17 protein-coding genes and 2 tRNA genes are annotated in these 14,622 nt (G+C 53.4%); 16 read left to right on the forward strand and 3 right to left on the reverse strand.

The window, feature by feature from the left end:
• Positions 1 to 24 precede the first annotated feature (24 nt).
• From BUA85_RS14975 to BUA85_RS14985, 4 genes are all read left to right on the forward strand, one after another.
• Positions 25 to 1,818 carry an ABC transporter transmembrane domain-containing protein gene (locus BUA85_RS14975; RefSeq protein ID WP_072902476.1) on the forward strand — a complete coding sequence of 598 codons (1,794 nt, stop codon included), beginning with the start codon at positions 25 to 27 and terminating at the stop codon, positions 1,816 to 1,818.
• Positions 1,819 to 1,935: 117 nt separating this feature from the next.
• Complete coding sequence (locus BUA85_RS14980; RefSeq protein ID WP_072902478.1) at positions 1,936 to 3,822, forward strand: acyl-CoA synthetase; 1,887 nt, start codon at positions 1,936 to 1,938, stop codon at positions 3,820 to 3,822.
• Positions 3,823 to 3,864: 42 nt separating this feature from the next.
• Positions 3,865 to 3,990: a hypothetical protein gene (locus BUA85_RS17035; protein ID WP_278246412.1), complete on the forward strand. Its 126-nt coding sequence runs from the start codon at positions 3,865 to 3,867 to the stop codon at positions 3,988 to 3,990.
• Between the two features lie 61 nt (positions 3,991 to 4,051).
• Complete coding sequence (locus BUA85_RS14985; protein ID WP_072902479.1) at positions 4,052 to 4,576, forward strand: hypothetical protein; 525 nt, start codon at positions 4,052 to 4,054, stop codon at positions 4,574 to 4,576.
• A 26-nt stretch (positions 4,577 to 4,602) separates the two neighbouring features.
• Here BUA85_RS14985 and BUA85_RS14990 read toward each other — a convergent pair whose 3' ends face one another.
• Together BUA85_RS14990 and BUA85_RS14995 are read right to left on the reverse strand one after the other, a co-directional pair.
• Positions 4,603 to 5,028, reverse strand: a complete 426-nt coding sequence (locus BUA85_RS14990; RefSeq protein WP_072902481.1) for a hypothetical protein — start codon at positions 5,026 to 5,028, stop codon at positions 4,603 to 4,605.
• Positions 5,029 to 5,278: 250 nt separating this feature from the next.
• Positions 5,279 to 5,353 (reverse strand) — tRNA-Thr (locus tag BUA85_RS14995).
• An 83-nt stretch (positions 5,354 to 5,436) separates the two neighbouring features.
• Between BUA85_RS14995 and BUA85_RS16830 the strand changes: the two genes are divergently transcribed.
• From BUA85_RS16830 to BUA85_RS15045, 11 genes are all read left to right on the forward strand, one after another.
• Positions 5,437 to 5,583 (forward strand): hypothetical protein, encoded by a 147-nt coding sequence (locus BUA85_RS16830; RefSeq protein WP_165611627.1) that lies wholly within the window; start codon positions 5,437 to 5,439, stop codon positions 5,581 to 5,583.
• 6 nt (positions 5,584 to 5,589) lie between these two features.
• Entirely contained in the window at positions 5,590 to 6,855 is a 1,266-nt protein-coding gene (gene murA, locus BUA85_RS15000; RefSeq protein ID WP_072902562.1) for a UDP-N-acetylglucosamine 1-carboxyvinyltransferase, read from the forward strand.
• Positions 6,855 to 7,334: a DUF2948 family protein gene (locus BUA85_RS15005; RefSeq protein WP_072902483.1), complete on the forward strand. Its 480-nt coding sequence runs from the start codon at positions 6,855 to 6,857 to the stop codon at positions 7,332 to 7,334. Before murA ends, BUA85_RS15005 begins: the two co-directional genes overlap by 1 nt.
• Before the next feature lie 134 nt (positions 7,335 to 7,468).
• On the forward strand, positions 7,469 to 8,773 hold the full coding sequence (gene hisD, locus BUA85_RS15010) for a histidinol dehydrogenase (RefSeq protein WP_072902563.1): 1,305 nt from the start codon (positions 7,469 to 7,471) through the stop codon (positions 8,771 to 8,773).
• Entirely contained in the window at positions 8,770 to 9,249 is a 480-nt protein-coding gene (locus BUA85_RS15015; RefSeq protein ID WP_072902484.1) for a UPF0262 family protein, read from the forward strand. Before hisD ends, BUA85_RS15015 begins: the two co-directional genes overlap by 4 nt.
• Before the next feature lie 5 nt (positions 9,250 to 9,254).
• Positions 9,255 to 9,737, forward strand: a complete 483-nt coding sequence (locus BUA85_RS15020; protein ID WP_072902486.1) for an arsenate-mycothiol transferase ArsC — start codon at positions 9,255 to 9,257, stop codon at positions 9,735 to 9,737.
• A gap of 91 nt (positions 9,738 to 9,828) precedes the next feature.
• Positions 9,829 to 10,047: a translation initiation factor IF-1 gene (infA, locus tag BUA85_RS15025; protein ID WP_010137880.1), complete on the forward strand. Its 219-nt coding sequence runs from the start codon at positions 9,829 to 9,831 to the stop codon at positions 10,045 to 10,047.
• 46 nt (positions 10,048 to 10,093) lie between these two features.
• A complete protein-coding gene (locus tag BUA85_RS15030) occupies positions 10,094 to 10,699 on the forward strand; it encodes a Maf family protein (RefSeq protein WP_072902487.1) in 606 nt (201 codons plus the stop codon).
• Positions 10,696 to 11,718: a ribonuclease E/G gene (locus BUA85_RS15035; RefSeq protein ID WP_072902489.1), complete on the forward strand. Its 1,023-nt coding sequence runs from the start codon at positions 10,696 to 10,698 to the stop codon at positions 11,716 to 11,718. Before BUA85_RS15030 ends, BUA85_RS15035 begins: the two co-directional genes overlap by 4 nt.
• On the forward strand, positions 11,718 to 11,900 hold the full coding sequence (locus BUA85_RS15040) for a DNA gyrase inhibitor YacG (RefSeq protein ID WP_072902491.1): 183 nt from the start codon (positions 11,718 to 11,720) through the stop codon (positions 11,898 to 11,900). The genes BUA85_RS15035 and BUA85_RS15040 overlap by 1 nt, the downstream gene beginning before the upstream one ends.
• Before the next feature lie 79 nt (positions 11,901 to 11,979).
• Positions 11,980 to 12,054: transfer RNA gene (locus tag BUA85_RS15045), tRNA-Phe, on the forward strand.
• Between the two features lie 252 nt (positions 12,055 to 12,306).
• On the opposite strand, the gene BUA85_RS17125 is transcribed toward BUA85_RS15045, so the two are convergent.
• Positions 12,307 to 12,579 (reverse strand): thermonuclease family protein, encoded by a 273-nt coding sequence (locus tag BUA85_RS17125; protein WP_072902493.1) that lies wholly within the window; start codon positions 12,577 to 12,579, stop codon positions 12,307 to 12,309.
• Between the two features lie 277 nt (positions 12,580 to 12,856).
• Here BUA85_RS17125 and BUA85_RS15055 point away from each other — a divergent pair, with 277 nt between their 5' ends.
• Positions 12,857 to 14,515, forward strand: coding sequence for a hypothetical protein (locus BUA85_RS15055; RefSeq protein WP_072902495.1), 1,659 nt, complete (start codon positions 12,857 to 12,859; stop codon positions 14,513 to 14,515).
• Positions 14,516 to 14,622 lie beyond the last annotated feature (107 nt).

Raw genomic sequence — 14,622 nt, forward strand, 5'->3', positions numbered from 1 at the left:
AAGACGAAGACAGGACAGCGCCAAATGGCTGACGCCCAAATCCAATCAGAAGACGACCGCGAGGCCTCCAAACAGGTTGGGGCGCTGAAACAACTTTGGCCGTTTATGCGGCCCTATAAGCTGATGATCGCGCTTGCGACGATTGCTTTGGTGACGACTGCGGGGTTGTCTTTGATTTTGCCGCTTGCTGTGCGTCGGGTGATCGACAATTTCAACGAAGAAAGTGCCGCGCTTCTCCAGCAGTATTTTCTAGCTGCTCTTGGTGTCGCTGGGCTTTTGGCCGTTGGCACCGCACTCCGGTACTATTTGGTGACGAGGCTTGGCGAACGCGTAGTTGCGGACATTCGCAAAGGCGTTTTCACCCGCATGATCGGGATGAGCCCGTCGTTCTTTGAAAAACTCAAGACCGGTGAGGTGTTGAGCCGGATTACAACGGACACAACGTTGATCCTGTCGGTCATCGGCAGTTCTGTATCTGTCGCACTCCGCAATGTTTTGATCTTGGTTGGCGGGATTGCGTTGATGCTTTGGACATCGATCAAGATGTCTTTGTTGGTACTATGGCCGATCCCTGTGATCATCTTTCCTATTATTTTCTTGGGGCGCCGCGTGCGCAGGCTTTCGAAGGAAAATCAGGATTGGATTGCGACGTCGTCCGGCGATGCCTCGGAACAACTGTTGTCCGCGCAGACGGTTCAAGCGTTCACGCATGAAGACCTCAGCCGATTGAAATTCGATGACGTGACCGAAAAGAGCTTCGTCGCGGCGCGGCGGCGCATTGCGACACGGGCCGTTTTGACCGCAATCGTGATTTTTGTAGCGTTTTCAGGCGTAGTTGGTTTCCTTTGGATGGGGGCGAACGATGTGCGCAGCGGCGTGATCACCATTGGTGAACTGGTGCAGTTTATGATCTACACGATTATGGTTGCTGGCTCGGTCGCAGCCCTGACCGAAATCTGGAGCGAACTGCAACGCGCCGCCGGAGCGACAGAACGATTGGTTGAGTTGTTGGGAGCCGAGGATGACGTTTCTGATCCCACCCAACCCGTGAAAGTTCCGTCGGCGCTAAGCGGTGAAATTACATTTGACGATGTGACATTCAGCTACCCGTCCCGCCCGTCTGTTTCAGCGTTGGACGGTGTTAGCTTGCATATCCAGCCGGGGGAGACCGTTGCGTTGGTCGGCCCATCAGGTGCCGGCAAGACGACAATTATCCAACTGGTTCAGCGGTTCTATGATCCTCAATCGGGTGTCATCAAACTCGATGGGATTGACCTGAAGGATATGGAACGGCAGGCGTTTCGAAAACATATCGCCTTGGTTCCTCAAGACCCTGTGATTTTTGCGGATACGGCACGAGAAAACATTCGATTTGGCCGTCCAGAGGCAAGCAATGCCGAGGTGGAGACGGCGGCCAAGGCGGCGGCGGCCCATGATTTCTTAACCGCTTTGCCTGAGGGTTATGACAGCCACGTAGGCGAACGCGGTGTCATGCTGTCTGGTGGACAAAAGCAAAGGATCGCGATTGCACGCGCAATTTTGCGAGATGCACCGATCTTGTTACTCGACGAGGCGACATCTGCGCTGGATGCGGAAAGTGAGAACGCGGTACAGAAGGCGGTTGATCAGCTAGCCCAGAACCGGACCACTTTGATCGTTGCGCATAGGCTTGCGACTGTGAAAAAGGCAGATCGGATCGTGGTATTTGAGGGCGGTCAGATCGTAGCGCAGGGCACCCATGACAGTTTGGTGAGTGAGGGAGGGCTCTACGCCCGCCTTGCCAAACTGCAATTTACAGCCGGACTGGCTGCCGAATAACGAAGTATCGCTGCGTCAGACTTGCGCGAGGCGGATATTTTCCGCATCGTTGCGCGAGGGAGATGTCGCCTTATGTGTTAGTGAGGGGACACAACAATATCTTGGGAGGAAACCGGCTTGGCTTACGCGAACGTCGCTGATCGGAACGCAATCGAAAATGAAATGCCGTGGGAAAGCCGTGAGCTTCCAACAACGACGTTTGAAATGCTGAGCAATACGGCGTCCAAGTTCAGTGGCCGTAAGGCTGTCACATTCCAGCTTCAATCCGGTGTGAGTGACCCAGATGAAACCTTCACATGGGGTCAGTTGCGCGACAAAACGGCTCAAACTGCGAACCTCTTTCGGTCGTTGGGCGTCGGCGAGAATGACGTTGTTGCCTACCTACTTCCTAACGCGAGTGAAACCGTTCTAACGTACCTTGGTGGTCAGGTTGCGGGCATCGTCAATCCGATCAACCCGCTTTTGGAAGCTGAACAAATTGCAGCGATCCTCCGTGAAACCAATGCGAAGGTTTTGGTGACGCTTAAGGCCTTCCCAAAAACCGATGTGCCGCAGAAAGCCGCGGAAGCTTTAGCGATGGCGCCGAACGTGAAAACCGTTTTGGAAGTCGATCTGCTGCGGTATTTGACCGGTCTGAAGAAATTCATCGTTCCGCTTATTCGTCCGAAGAACCCAGTTAAGCACAACGCAAAAGTTCTCGACTTCATGTCTGAGGTGAACAAACAGCCGAAAGAGCTGGCGTTTGCTGACTCCACAGAAGATCGTGTTGCCGCCTATTTCCACACTGGCGGTACAACTGGGATGCCGAAGGTAGCCCAGCACCGCTATTCCGGAATCATATATAACGCATGGTTGGGTGACCGTTTGCTCTTTACAGAGAACGACGTTCAAATGTGCCCATTGCCGATGTTCCACGTCTTCGCGGCAATCGTATCGCTCGGCGCTTCGCTTGGCTCAGGCGCACAAATCGTCTTCCCAACGCCGCAGGGGTATCGCGGCGACGGCGTATTTGATAACTTCTGGAAGCTGATCGAACGGCACAAAGCCACCTTCATGATCACGGTTCCAACTGCCATGTCAGCGCTGATGCAGCGTAAGGTCGATGCGGATATCTCCACACTTCGCCTCGCGTTCTGTGGATCTGCGCCATTGCCGCTTGAGCTTTACCGCCGATTTGAAGAGGCCGCTGGGGTCACGATCTGCGAAGGGTATGGTCTGACTGAAGCCACATGTTTGGTGTCGATCAACCCGCCTGACGGTGAAAAGAAAGTTGGCTCCATCGGCGTGCCGTTCCCGTATTGCGACGTGAAAATCATGTCGACCGCGACCGGCGAAGAATCCACCATGGGCGAGATTGGTGAAATCTGCGTTTCCAACCCCGGTGTTTACATGGGCATGACCTATACCGAGGAAGACAAGAACGTGAACCTCTTCTATCCGGGTCCGAAATCCAACGCGCAGTACCTTCGGACCGGAGATTTGGGCCGTCTGGATGAAGACGGATACCTTTGGATTACGGGTCGTGCGAAAGACCTGATCATTCGGGGCGGTCACAACATTGATCCGGCTGAGATTGAAGAGGCGTTGGCGGGGCACGATGCCGTTGCATTTGCTGGGGCTATTGGCCAGCCGGACGCACATGCTGGTGAGGTTCCTTGTGCCTACGTCGAATTGGTCGAAGGTGCGACGATCTCAGAAGAGGAATTGCGCGCTTACGCGAAGGAGCACATTCACGAACGTGCGGCGCATCCAAAGCATCTCGAGATCATGGCGGAACTGCCGAAAACAGCCGTTGGCAAAATCTTCAAACCTGACCTTCGTAAAAGCGCGATGACACGCGTGTTCAATGCAGCTTTGGCGGATGTTGATGCGTCCATCGACAGTGTGGTTGAGGACAAAAAGCGAGGTTTGGTGTCCAAGGTCGCCAAAGGCCCGAACTGTGACGAGGCGGAAGTTGCTAAGATCATGGGGAGCTATGCCAACAAGTGGGATTGGGTTGAGTAAATTCTGCTAAATTCGAGTCGAATTTGCTAAGAGGAGCGTTCTATGGCGCTCCTCTTTTTTTGCGGCGGTCTGGCGCTTCATTTTCACAAGCAACTGCGCAGTGATTGGGAATTCGGTTTGCAAGGCGAGATCACGCTTGTCGGTGAATTGATCTTTCTTAAAACCTGACAATTTGGGGTCTTTCAGCTAGAACTGTGGTCGATGCTGAGATTGGAAATGGGGATTTGCGATGTCCTTTGGACTCACGAAAATCATTGGTTTCATCTTCGTTCCATTGGGGCTCGCCGGATGCATCGAAACGACCGACCTGAGCAGTTCTGTGGTCCTTTCCCCCAGCCAAAATGTTAATGCGCCAAAGGCATCTGGTTTTGTAGGCGACATAGAGACAAACGACAAAGGCGTTCACATCGTTCGAAACCATGGCGGCGGTCGCATCATTAGCGTGGAAGCTCAACGGCGACGATTGCTCGATTGGGGTGGGCCGGTCGAAATCCGAGGTTTCTGTAACTCAGCTTGTGTTATCTTGACGACGTTACCGAACGCATGCGTCGCACCTCGATCACGCATCGGGTTTCATTCCTCAAATATCAATTTTGGACCGGTCGGGAACGCGCAGATTGTGCGCTACCTCAGGGGTGGTGTGAGAAAGAAATTTTTGGAGGAATGGCAGTTCGTGCCTCATTCGGACATCCATCACATTTGGGGTGAAAGATACGCGGAACTGGATCGTCAAACGAAAGTATGTGGTCGATAGGGCGACTTCGGACCATATAGGAAGATCTAGGCGGCACTCTGTTCCAGTGACAGGGCAACGTCGCCCAGTCGTTTCGCTTCCGATTTGTTCCAAATACGCGGCTTCGCGTTCATCACGGAAAGCGCCGTCGCACCAAGTAAATCAACGAATAGCGGAACCGATAGGATTGCTTCAAGTCCTTCTGCTCGCATCACTGGGCAATCCATCTTTCCGTTCGTTCGGGATATGGATGGGCAAGCGACAATCTCCGAATTTGCAATGACTGGAATCACACAGACCAAAGGATCTTTAGGTAAGCTGATAGTTTCAACTTCGGGATGAGATTTTGTCAGAACGTAGTGTGTCAGAACGGTTTTGTTCTTAGACAAAAAAGATAGTGCAACCGCGTCGACGCTAGATTCATCTCGCAAATCAACAAAAAATTCGGTTCTTTCGAACAAAGCAATAGTCATCAGCCACGCTCCCAATACGCGTTGGACAGATCAAAATTAAACATAAACCGATAAGATGAGCCTAGGTCGATTTGTCGCCACTGCAACTTCTATCATTTATTTGTGTTGGTGTGAGCTACGGAATCTGGTTAAGGCCTCATGGGGGTGAAGTGATCGATTGTTAATTGTAGGTTCAAGCACTGGCGAGGCGGAATGCGTCGGGTACGCTTCAAGCAACCCAAAATCGATCGGCAAAACTGTGTGATGTAGATGGTGCTGCCGGAGAGAATTGAACTCTCGACCTCTCCCTTACCAAGGGAGTGCTCTACCTCTGAGCTACGGCAGCGTTGAAGCTGCGAATTAGACCCAAAATCAAACTGGCGCAAGCCCTGACTGGACCCTTTTTGCACAGGTTGATAACAACGCAGCATGAACACGTCTCGCGATAACAAAGCCAAGTCAAAGAAAGCTGAAAGCCGCGAGGATCGGTTAAAAGCAGCGCTAAAGTCCAATATGGGTAAGCGAAAAGCGCAGGCGCGGGCGAGAGCGGCGCAAGAGGCAGAGAAGAAAGAGTAGATGGGCATGGATTCAATTGTAGTCAAAGGCGGCGGGCCGCTGGACGGGCGCATCCAGATTGCGGGGGCAAAGAACACGTCCTTAAAGCTGATCGCTGCCTCTATTCTCACCGAGGAGCCCGTGACACTGACGAATGTGCCGAATTTGGCAGATATTCGGACGATTTCCGATGTGATGGAATCGCTCGGGGTCGAGATTGCGCGGCTCGAGGGTGGGCGTGTGATGGTTTTGAGCGCTGCGTCACTGACCAGTCACACAGCGGAATATGATTTGGTGCGGAAATTGCGGGCCTCGTTTCAGGTGCTCGGGCCATTGCTGGCGCGGACGGGTGAGGCGATTGTGTCTTTGCCAGGCGGATGCGCAATTGGTGCGCGCCCTGTGGATATTCACCTTGATGCCTTGGAGCAGATGGGGGCCAAGGTAGAATTGCGGGATGGCTACGTCCATGCTTCAGCACCACAGGGGTTGAAGGGCTGCGAAATCAACTTCCGCTTTGCCTCCGTTGGCGCGACCGAGAATGCGATGGCAGCGGCGACCTTGGCGAAGGGCACGACGATCATTCGGAATGCCGCGCGGGAGCCGGACACGGTGGCTTTGGCAGAGTGTTTGAATGCGATGGGCGCGCAAATTGAGGGTGCTGGGACATCGACCCTGACGATCACGGGTGTTGATCGTTTGCATGGCGTCACCCAAGAGGTTCTGACTGACCGGATCGAGCTGGGGACTTTTATGGTGGCCCCGATGATTGCGGGCGGATCTGTAGAGCTGCTGGGCGGGCGATTGGACCTGATCCCCTGTTTCGCCGATAAGATGATCGAAGCGGGGGCCATTATCGAAGAAACCAAGGATGGATTGAAGGTGTCGCGCGGCGACGGTCCAATCAAGCCGGTTGATGCAAAAACAGAGCCTTTCCCGGGCTTCCCGACTGACCTTCAGGCGCAATTCATGGCGATGATGTGCCTCAGCAATGGTACCAGCGTTTTGGAAGAAACCATCTTTGAAAACAGGTTCATGCACGCGCCGGAATTGTTGCGGATGGGCGCAAATGTTGAGGTGCAGGGCGGTGTTGCGAAAGTGCATGGTGTTGAAAAGATGAAAGGCGCGCCGGTGATGGCGACGGATTTGCGGGCGTCGGTGTCTTTGATACTTGCCGGATTGGCGGCGGAAGGGGAGACGGTTGTGAACCGTGTCTACCACTTGGATCGTGGCTACGAGCATGTCGAACGGAAATTGAGCGCCGTTGGTGCGCAAATTGAGCGAATGTCGAGCTGATGAGTAAAGATGCGAAGTTTGAAGATGGGGTTGAGCGGCCACTGCGATTAATGGCGGTGGATGCGGAAGACTTGCAGGTGGTGTCGGCTTTGGTGCAGGACGCTGTGTTTCCGGCCTCAGAGATGCGCTGGACGCCTGCTGACCGGCGCTTTGCGATATTGTTGAACCGGTTTCGTTGGGAAGATGCGGATGGCGCCAACTCGCGCCGCCGCGATTTCGAGCGTGTACAGGCCGTCTTGATGGTTGAGGGCGTGGAAGGGGTGCAGAGCCAAGGTGTCAGCAAAGGTGATCCCGATACGGTTTTGTCACTGCTGTCGATGGAGTTTGACGGGAGTGACGATGGTGCGGGGCGCGTTATTTTCAATCTCGCTGGGGACGGAGCGATTGCCTGTAAAGTTGATGCTTTGGAGGTGGTTTTGAAGGATGTAACGCGGCCTTATATTGCGCCATCCAGGAAGGCACCTTCGCATCCTGAATAGGCTGTGAAACGGAGCGGCTGCGCCGCATTCGATTTTTTGGATGCCTCCGGCGGAGGTATTTCTGCTCAAAAGAGAAATGGGTTTGATTGCAGGCGCTTGCGTGTGCAGGTAAGAGAGCGCGCAAGGAGGCGATGATGCCACAGTTTTTGTCCACAAATGATCCTGATTTCGAAGCCGGCTTTGCTGCGCTTTTGTCCGCAAAGCGCGAGGATTCTCCGGATGTGGATGCTGTCGTAGCGGATATTATCGCAGATGTGCGCGCGCGCGGCGATGCGGCTGTTTTGGAGCTGACGGCGAAGTTTGATCGGTTGGAGATCGATGCCGCTGGAATGGCGTTTTCTGACGCGGAGATTGAAGCCGCTTGCGCGTCGGTGTCGGAGGCCGACCGAGTAGCCTTGGAGTTGGCGGCAGAGCGCATTCGGGCTTATCACGAGCGGCAGATGCCTGAGGACGCACGCTGGGAGGATGAGGCTGGTGCATCCTTGGGGTGGCGCTGGACGGCTGTGTCTGCGGCGGGGCTTTATGTACCGGGCGGGTTGGCGACTTATCCATCGTCGGTGTTGATGAATGCGATCCCCGCGAAGGTTGCTGGGGTTGAGCGTTTGGCGATGGTCGTGCCGACGCCGGATGGTGAGGTGAACCCTCTGGTGCTCTTGGCGGCGAAAATCTCTGGCGTTGACGAGATTCACCGCATTGGCGGGGCGCAGGCTGTGGCTGCCTTGGCCTATGGGACGCAAACAATTGCGCCGGTGGATAAGATCACAGGGCCGGGGAATGCCTTTGTTGCAGCTGCGAAGCGACGGGTGTTTGGCAAGGTTGGGATCGATATGATCGCAGGACCATCCGAAATTTTGGTGATCGCAGATGCCGACAATGATCCCGATTGGATCGCCTTGGATATGCTGTCTCAGGCGGAGCATGACGAGAGTGCGCAGGCTTTGCTGATCACTGATGATGAGGGGTTTGGTCAGCGGGTGGCAGAGGCGATTGAAGCGCGGTTGGAAACGTTAGAACGACGTACCATCGCCGGAGCAAGTTGGCGCGACTTTGGTGCTGTTATCACTGTGCGGGACATGGATGAGGCGGTGGCCTTGTCGGATCGGATTGCGCCGGAGCATTTGGAGTTGTGTGTGGCCGATGCGGAAGGCATGGCTGCAAAGATTCGCCATGCGGGCGCGATTTTCATTGGGGCTTGGACGCCAGAGGCGATCGGCGACTATGTTGGCGGGCCCAATCACGTTCTGCCGACGGCTCGGTCGGCACGGTTCTCAAGCGGGTTGTCGGTGATGGAGTTTCTTAAGCGCACGACATTGGCGCGGATGACGCCTGATGCTTTGGCCGCGATAGGGCCTGCGGCGGAAACATTGGCGATCTCGGAAAGTCTTGAGGCACACGGCTTGTCAGTGCGTGCGCGTTTGGACAAGTTGAACCGGTCATGAGTCGGCTTTTTGAAATAAACTTGGATGACGCGGGTCTGCCGCCTCCCACGCCTGAGATTGAGCAGGAGCGCAAGGTCGCGATTTTTGATCTGTTGGAAGACAACAGTTTCACCTTACCTAAGCGCGAGGATCGCTTGATCCCCGAAGGGCCGTATCGGCTTGATCTCGCTATTCGCGAGCGTCGCTTGGTCTTTGCGCTTGAAACTGAGGCGCATGATGCAGCGGGCGAATTCCATCTGTCGTTGGGGCCGTTCCGACAGGTGGTGAAGGACTATTTCCAGATTTGCGAAAGCTATTTTGATGCTGTGAAAACGTTGCCACCAAGCCAGATTGAAACCATCGATATGGCGCGGCGCGGCATTCACAATGAGGGCGCGCGCGTGCTGCAAGAGCGTCTGGAAGGCAAGGCTGACGTCGATATTGATACGGCTCGCCGCTTGTTCACTTTGATCTGCGTCTTGCACTTCGGCGGGTGAAGCAGATGGCGGCGGACACATACGAAGACTTGCCGCAATCTGTTTTGTTTTGTTGCGATCATAATGCGGTCCGGTCGCCGATGGCCGAAGGTATTATGAAACAGCTTTACGGCACAGATTGCTATATTCAGTCGGTTGGCGTGAAGAACGACCTGGAGATTGACGGGTTTTCAATTGCTGTTTGCGAAGAGCTCGGCGTCGAGTTGTCCCGCCATCGGTCGCGGTCGTTTGATGAGATGGAAGAGTGGGGCGATGATCTGTCGTCCTTTGACCTCGTGCTGGCCCTATCTCCGGCGAGCCAGCGTCGTGCTTTAGATTTAACACGGTTTTTCCATCTTGATGTTGAGTATTGGCCGATCCTTGACCCGACGGGTTTAGGCGACAACCGCGAAACGCGACTTGTGAGTTATCGCGAGGCACGTGACCAGATTGTAAACCGCTTAACGTCGCGTTGGGGACCAGGCCACGGGTTCACACCGCAGTCATAACCCTGCCTTTGCTCTTGATATTTTGCCCGTCACCCCTCATGTAGGCGGCGCGCGGAACTGTTCCGCACAAGAAACTGATTTAGGAGACCTCATGGCCAAGGAAGATATTCTCGAATTCCCCGGTGTCGTTAAGGAACTCCTGCCAAATGCGACATTTCGGGTTGAGCTTGAGAACGGCCATGAAATCATCGCACATACGGCAGGCAAGATGCGCAAGAACCGCATCCGCGTTTTGGCGGGCGACAAGGTGCAAGTGGAAATGACACCTTATGATCTGACAAAAGGCCGGATCAATTACCGCTTCAAATAGTTGGGTGCATGGCGCGGCCTATCGCCGTTCTGAGGGTTCAGAGTAGATGACCGCGCTGCCGCCTGATCCAAATCTCAAGCTCATACTTGGCTCTGGCTCACCACGTCGGCGGGAGCTGATTGGCCAGCTTGGGCTTGTTGCGCATGATGTGCGCGCCCCTGACATTGATGAAGATGTGCGCGCCGGTGAGAAACCGCGGGACTACGTCAATCGAATTGCGTTGGAAAAGGCCCGTACTGTTTCGATTGCGGACGATGAGGTTGTTCTCTGCGCCGATACCACGGTGGCTTTGGGGCGCCGGATCATGGGCAAGCCAGAAGATGCGAGCCAGGCGGGGCAGTTCTTGCGTGCCATGTCCGGCCGTCGCCATCAGGTGATCACCGCTTTGGCCGTTCGACGTGAGGAGCGCATGTGGCAGCGTGATGTTGTGTCTCAGGTTAAGATGAAGGCGCTGTCCGATCGAGAGATTGGATGGTACCTCGCCACCGGAGATTGGCAAGGCAAGGCCGGTGGTTATGGTATTCAAGGGCCTGCCAGTGCCTTTATTCCTTGGATCGGCGGATCATTTCATGCGGTGATGGGGTTGCCTTTGCCTGAAACGGCCGCTCTTTTGACGGCCGCTGGCCTGCCTGTGATGGAGATTGCGCCATGAAAGGCCGCACGATAGCGCTTGATCATATCAACGGCCGAGAAGCGGCGGCGATCTTGGTGAATGGGAAGTTGGATGATCTTCTGATCGACGCGCCTGACAGGCCAAGGCCCGGGACGATTTTTCGTGGTATCTGTGATCGACCGCTCAAAGGGCAGGGCGGTATGATGCTCCGACTGCCCGATGGCGACACAGCTTTCTTGCGACAGGGGCGCGGGTTAAAGCCGGGTCAGGCGATGTTGGTGCAAGTCACGGGATATGCAGACGAAGGGAAAGCCGTGCCTGTGACCGACCGCGTTCTTTTCAAGTCGCGCTATGCCATCGTGACACCAGGCAAACCGGGTTTGAATGTGAGTCGTCAGATTAGTGATGATGAAGAACGGGATCGCATCCTCGAAATCGCACATGAGGCGCATGAGGGCACGCATGGAGTGATCTTGCGGTCATCCTGCGCAGATGCGCCAGAGGACGAGATTGCCGACGACATTCTTGCCATGAACAGTTTGGCGGATGCAGTTTTGACGGATGCGGAAGGAAAGGAGCCTGCGGTTCTGACCGAAGGGGATGCGCCACATATCTTGGCTTGGCGCGAATGGACAGCGCCTACGGATGTCGTGACCGACGCGGGATGTTTCGAAGCCTTGGGCGTGCTTGATCAATTGGACCGGTTGGACAGCGCGCATGTGCCGCTATCTGACGGCAGCATGTACATCGAAGCGACCCGCGCTTTGGTCGCGGTAGACGTCAATACCGGCAATGACACGTCACCTGCCGCGGCGTTGAAGGCCAATTTGGCAGCAAGCCGCGCTTTGCCCCGCGCGTTGCGTTTGCGCGGGTTGGGCGGTCAGATCGCAGTTGATTTTGTGTCCATGTCGAAGGCGCATCGCAAGCAGGTAGAGCAATCGCTTCGCGCTGCGTTTAAGGCTGATCCGATTGAAACCTCACTTGTGGGATGGACGCAGATGGGCTTGTTTGAGCTTCAGCGCAAGCGCGAACGTTTGCCACTGAAAGGGACGCTTTGATGGCCTGTCCAATGTGCGAAAATGACACCGATCCAAAGTATCGCCCCTTCTGTTCCAAGCGCTGCGCGGACCTCGATTTGGGCAAATGGCTGACGGGGTCCTATGCGATTCCCTTTGCGGTCGAGGAAGATGACGAAGACCTCGCGCAGGCGTTAGAAGAAGAGGCGCGCAAGCCTCACTAATTATTCGAAAAAAGGCGCTGGACAGCCTATGCCAGTTTGCATAGAAGTCCGCTACCCGATGACTATTGGTCATCCCCGTGCCCGGGTAGCTCAGGGGTAGAGCAGTGGATTGAAAATCCTCGTGTCGGTGGTTCGATTCCGCCCCCGGGCACCACTATTTTAAAGCAAATTTCTGATTTTGAATATATTTTCAGATTTGCAATGATTTGCGTCCACCTTTTTGTCCACCTTTTGATCTGTGGCTGCTTGTGGAGAACGCTGTCCAAACACTGTTTCTCGACTGACTAGCTTCGTTGTTACACAAACCGTGCATATCCCTTTCTGTCGTGAACTGGCCAAAACAACATTTTTTGTGCGTCGGCTGTTTGCGGAGATTTGTGATTTGCACCTGAAAACTTGCCCCAATTCAATGCAAGCCCTGGCTCACAAGTTCTGCTGAGAGGTTGGTGCTATCAGTAAAAGTGCAAAGAGCGACATCTCGCCCGTATTGGTCCATATCGCAGATCTCCGCTCTAACATCTTTTTCATTGCAGAGGTCAATGAACGCTGAATTAGATTTCCTGCCGTACGGATGGTCAATCTCGCGCGCATCAATACCAAATAGATGAATTTGTTTGTGCTTTATTCTGATGGTGTCGCCATCATCCCGATGGAACCCAGGCCAATCATGCACTAGCATCCAAACTGGACCACTTCAAAGGGGGAGGATCAGCCAAGAATAGCTTCATGTGGGCATCCGGTGTTTCTAAAAGTAACAGTGCCGCAGTTCTTGCAGTCTCTTCGGGTCGACATAGTAGAGCACTCAAAGTGAGGCGCCTAAGCAAGGCAATGTAAATCAGCTAGCAATTTGCATGCCTGAGGGATTGGAAATGGTTAGAATTGCATATTTTAACAGGTTGCCGGCTTTCTGACTTTTTCGTACCCGTGGAATTAAATCGTATGCCGCCGAGAGAAATATGAAGATCAATCTGCTTAGTAGCCTCTTTCTCATAAGTTCTGAAGATTTTCCTGAATGCCATCGTTTTTCAGGTTATTTTTTTGAGGGTGCCAATCTCTATCAGGGCACGGAGGGTGCAACCCATTTTTACGAGCAATTTGGATGCTTGCCGAGCGGTCAGGACGGCATTTTTGTATCAGTTACCCGGAAGAAACAAATACTGGAAATAGCCGGAGACAGCGCGGGTTTGGTTCCACTTTTCTTGTTACGTGTTCCCGGCTACTGGGCAGTCTCCCCTTCTTTTGACCGTCTCTTAACTGAAGCCAAGAAACATGGTCACCAACTAAATATACTACCAGATGTCTTACAAGCATGGCGAATTACCGGAGCAATCGCTCAGTTTCCGACAACCTCCCAGACTTGCGTAGCTGAGATTACGGTTGTTCCAACTTGGGGCGAAATCGTTTGTACTGCTGACAAAGCAGTCATTGTTCCGAGGAAGCAAACCTTTGCAGAGAATTACCAAGAAGCTATAAACCGGTATCGGGTTGAAACAATTGGTCGTTTTCGCACCATTGTTTCAAGCAATGAACCGCTAACATTTGATATAACGGGCGGCATTGATAGTCGCAGCATTCTGGCGACTGCGTGGGAGGCGTTTGGTGCAGAAGAATTCAGAGCCCTAAATCGCGCTGGAAAAATATCTCTTAGGAGCAACCCCAAACAAGGTGTTGATATCCGCATTGCGAATAAGATTGTTGAAGCCTTGGACGTTGAACTTTCCGGGCCTATAAATCTTGGCGACTTCGCCGAAAACCCCGCAAATCTCAGCCAAAAGGGTTCGCGCCAATCTAAGATACTCTCTGTGTGGAGGCGCCAACGGTTAGGAAGGAGCGCTATTCCTCAATGGAATCACAATCATGTGGATGGATTTTGGAGTAGCGGCGTATTTGGAGGAAACTTTAAGTCCCCAAACCCCAACGAGTTAAGCGTATGGGACGGTCAGAGGTTTTTGGAGAAGTTTGAGCGGCATTTCGATAATCGTTCTCTGTTTGAAGGTTGGCGGGACCGAGTTTTGGAAGATCAGGTTGCGGCGCAAATTCATGGCCGAGGGCATCGCCTTCCATTCTGGCCCGTCTTTAATAGAGATGTTGTAATGCGGATGCATGCGAGGCAGTACCTTGGAAGCAAAAGACTCTACCCGCTTTCTTTCAAATCACTGAACGATGCAGCGAATTTTTTGGATGCGTTTTCATTGCGTAACCACCAAATTCATCATGATCTAATTTTTACAGGCGCACCGGAACTAATTGAGATTGAGTACGATAAAGAAGCGAAGTCGGTGCAAGACGGTTTTTCGCCTAGTATACTCGCTAAAAACGATAGCTTTGATAAGGATGCCTTGGAAGGTCGTCAGTTTGGCACGAAAACATTGGACGAAGCAACTGAGACGCTACCACCATGTAATCCAAGTGAACTAAGTCAGTTGGTAAGTAAAAGGGCGCTAAGACTCCTTAAAGATCCAGAAATAGCTAAGTTGGTAGGGGCCCGAGGAACCCGGAAAAGACAACGGATGCTCAAAGAAGTTTCCAATCTGGGACCAGGCCAAAGCCATGTGCTAGCGAATTCTCATTTGCCTCACTTGATCGACCGATTAAAGAAAATGGATATGCTCTAGCTAGGTGGTCTATTGTCTGACGTCAGCGCTAATGGGACAGTTTAGGGTGATTTGATAAGAGAGGGTTTCTGGCACATCGCAACCACCAAGGAGTGGAGATGAGACAG

Origin of the sequence: Cognatiyoonia sediminum (genome assembly GCF_900129845.1) — a bacterium.
Classification (GTDB): domain Bacteria; phylum Pseudomonadota; class Alphaproteobacteria; order Rhodobacterales; family Rhodobacteraceae; genus Cognatiyoonia; species Cognatiyoonia sediminum.

Excerpts from the sequence above, each read along its gene's own strand:
- BUA85_RS14975 (WP_072902476.1), top strand. The coding sequence starts at position 25 with ATGGCTGACGCCCAAATCCAATCAGAAGACGACCGCGAGGCCTCCAAA.
- BUA85_RS17035 (WP_278246412.1), top strand. The coding sequence starts at position 3,865 with ATGGCGCTCCTCTTTTTTTGCGGCGGTCTGGCGCTTCATTTTCACAAG.
- BUA85_RS14985 (WP_072902479.1), top strand. The coding sequence starts at position 4,052 with ATGTCCTTTGGACTCACGAAAATCATTGGTTTCATCTTCGTTCCATTG.
- BUA85_RS14990 (WP_072902481.1), bottom strand. The coding sequence starts at position 5,028 with ATGACTATTGCTTTGTTCGAAAGAACCGAATTTTTTGTTGATTTGCGA.
- BUA85_RS16830 (WP_165611627.1), top strand. The coding sequence starts at position 5,437 with ATGAACACGTCTCGCGATAACAAAGCCAAGTCAAAGAAAGCTGAAAGC.
- murA (WP_072902562.1), top strand. The coding sequence starts at position 5,590 with ATGGATTCAATTGTAGTCAAAGGCGGCGGGCCGCTGGACGGGCGCATC.
- BUA85_RS15005 (WP_072902483.1), top strand. The coding sequence starts at position 6,855 with ATGAGTAAAGATGCGAAGTTTGAAGATGGGGTTGAGCGGCCACTGCGA.
- hisD (WP_072902563.1), top strand. The coding sequence starts at position 7,469 with ATGCCACAGTTTTTGTCCACAAATGATCCTGATTTCGAAGCCGGCTTT.
- BUA85_RS15015 (WP_072902484.1), top strand. The coding sequence starts at position 8,770 with ATGAGTCGGCTTTTTGAAATAAACTTGGATGACGCGGGTCTGCCGCCT.
- BUA85_RS15020 (WP_072902486.1), top strand. The coding sequence starts at position 9,255 with ATGGCGGCGGACACATACGAAGACTTGCCGCAATCTGTTTTGTTTTGT.
- infA (WP_010137880.1), top strand. The coding sequence starts at position 9,829 with ATGGCCAAGGAAGATATTCTCGAATTCCCCGGTGTCGTTAAGGAACTC.
- BUA85_RS15030 (WP_072902487.1), top strand. The coding sequence starts at position 10,094 with ATGACCGCGCTGCCGCCTGATCCAAATCTCAAGCTCATACTTGGCTCT.
- BUA85_RS15035 (WP_072902489.1), top strand. The coding sequence starts at position 10,696 with ATGAAAGGCCGCACGATAGCGCTTGATCATATCAACGGCCGAGAAGCG.
- BUA85_RS15040 (WP_072902491.1), top strand. The coding sequence starts at position 11,718 with ATGGCCTGTCCAATGTGCGAAAATGACACCGATCCAAAGTATCGCCCC.
- BUA85_RS17125 (WP_072902493.1), bottom strand. The coding sequence starts at position 12,579 with ATGCTAGTGCATGATTGGCCTGGGTTCCATCGGGATGATGGCGACACC.
- BUA85_RS15055 (WP_072902495.1), top strand. The coding sequence starts at position 12,857 with ATGAAGATCAATCTGCTTAGTAGCCTCTTTCTCATAAGTTCTGAAGAT.